We start from the raw sequence: 1,991 nt of genomic DNA on the forward strand, positions 1-1,991 counted from the left end.
AACAGCTGATTAAATATAGGCTGTCCGCTAAAAATTGTATTTTTACCCATGTCTAACTTTTTGGTGTGGTAACTCAAAAGTAGACATGCCGGGTGGTTCTTTAAAATGTACTGCCCGGTAAATTTTTACCGGACACTAATGCTTAATAATGGAGATTTAAAGCCAATACAGCCCCTTCTGTATTAATTTTTTAACCGCAACGAATTTTATTTTTTTACTTTCCATACGAATCTCTATTTTTGCACTCACTTAAAAAATTATCACGCTTTGCGTTATGCGCATGGCGCTTAGCAAAAAAGAAAAATGAATAAACCGACAGTTGTTAGCGGTATACGACCGACAGGATATTTGCACCTCGGAAACTATTTTGGAGCCGTGCAAAACTTCTTAAAAATGCAGGACGATTTTAACTGCTACTTTTTTATTGCTGATATTCACTCGTTAACCACGCACCCAACGCCTGAGAATTTGCAGTCGGGTGTGCGTCAGGTGCTTGCCGAATATTTGGCTTGTGGAATCGATCCTGAAAAATCAACGATATTCATTCAGAGTGATGTTCCTGAGGTTTCGGAATTGTATGCGTTATTAAATATGAATGCCTATTTGGGCGAGTTGGAGCGTACAACGTCGTTCAAAGATAAAGCCCGTCAGAATCCGGATAACGTAAATGCCGGACTGCTGACCTATCCCGTTTTAATGGCTTCGGATATCATTATTCATAAAGCACATTTTGTACCGGTTGGAAAAGACCAGGAGCAAAACCTGGAGATGGCGCGCAAATTTGCCAAACGTTTTAACCGCATGTACAAAACCGATGTTTTCCCTATTCCTCGTCCGTATACCTTTGGTGGCGGCGACATGATTAAGGTTCCGGGATTGGATGGTAGCGGAAAAATGGGAAAATCGGAAGGTAATGCCATTAACTTATATGAAGATCCAAAATCGATCCGTAAGAAAGTGATGCGTGCGGTTACCGACTCAGGCCCAACAGAAATGAATCAGGAAAAACCGGAAGCTGTTCAGAACTTATTTACGCTTTTGGATATTGTTTCCACACCTGATACAGTGGCGCATTTCGATGAGTTGTACAACAAATGCGAAATCCGTTACGGCGATTTGAAAAAACAACTGGCCGAAGATATTATTGCCTACACATCTCCAATCCGCGAGCGTATTATTGATATTCTGCAAGATGATGCTTACCTGGCAAAAGTGGCTAAAATGGGTGCCGAAAAAGCTCAGGAGTCAGCTGCAAAAACATTGCAGGAAGTGAAGGATGTAATCGGTTTTAAGAAACTGTTTTAGGAAGAACATTAAATAAATTGTCATTTCGACGACGAAGGAGGAGAAATCTGTTTATTAATGTAAAAGATGTCTCTCCGTCAATCGACTGATCGAAATGACAAGAACAATCAAAATGAGTATAGAAAGAGAATTGCAAAAACGCACTTCGGTTTGTGAATTATGCGGATCGGAAGATAACCTGGGTGTTTTTACCGTACCGCCGGCAACACAGGAAAGCGAAAAAGACAGTATTTATATTTGTGCAACCTGCTCGGGTCAGATCAACGATCCGGAGACGATGGATGCCAACCACTGGCGCTGTTTGAATGACAGTATGTGGAGCACAGTACCTGCTGTTCAGGTGGTGGCCTGGAGAATGTTGAACCGTTTAAAAGCTGAAGGCTGGCCGCAAGACCTGCTCGATATGCTTTACCTCGACGAAGAAACGCAGGAGTGGGCTGAGGCAACCGGCGAAGGAATTGATCCGGATGATGTGGTAAAACACCTCGATAGTAACGGCGCTGTTTACAGGCAGGCGATACGGTTGTATTGATAAAAGACCTGAACGTTAAAGGTGGCGGATTTACTGCGAAACGCGGAACTGCCGTTCGTAATATTTCGCTGGTACACGATAACCCGGAACATATTGAAGGAAAAGTAAATGGCCAGCATATCGTTATTCTTACTCAATATGTGAAGAAGAATTA

At 42.3% G+C, this 1,991-nt stretch carries 3 protein-coding genes; all 3 read left to right on the plus strand.

From position 1 onward, the window contains the following. Positions 1 to 303 precede the first annotated feature (303 nt). Positions 304 to 1,305, plus strand: coding sequence for a tryptophan--tRNA ligase (gene trpS, locus ABZB17_RS22325; RefSeq protein ID WP_319500671.1), 1,002 nt, complete (start codon positions 304 to 306; stop codon positions 1,303 to 1,305). 112 nt (positions 1,306 to 1,417) lie between these two features. Further along, the gene (locus tag ABZB17_RS22330; protein WP_372653861.1) at positions 1,418 to 1,837 is read left to right on the plus strand and encodes a hypothetical protein; all 420 of its coding nucleotides are present in this window, start codon (positions 1,418 to 1,420) and stop codon (positions 1,835 to 1,837) included. Then, positions 1,834 to 1,991, plus strand: a 158-nt coding sequence (locus tag ABZB17_RS22335) for a PhnA domain-containing protein (RefSeq protein WP_372653863.1), incomplete at its 3' end; no start/stop codon positions are given. The genes ABZB17_RS22330 and ABZB17_RS22335, both read left to right, overlap by 4 nt.

This window comes from Draconibacterium sp., assembly GCF_041583095.1.
GTDB lineage: Bacteria > Bacteroidota > Bacteroidia > Bacteroidales > Prolixibacteraceae > Draconibacterium.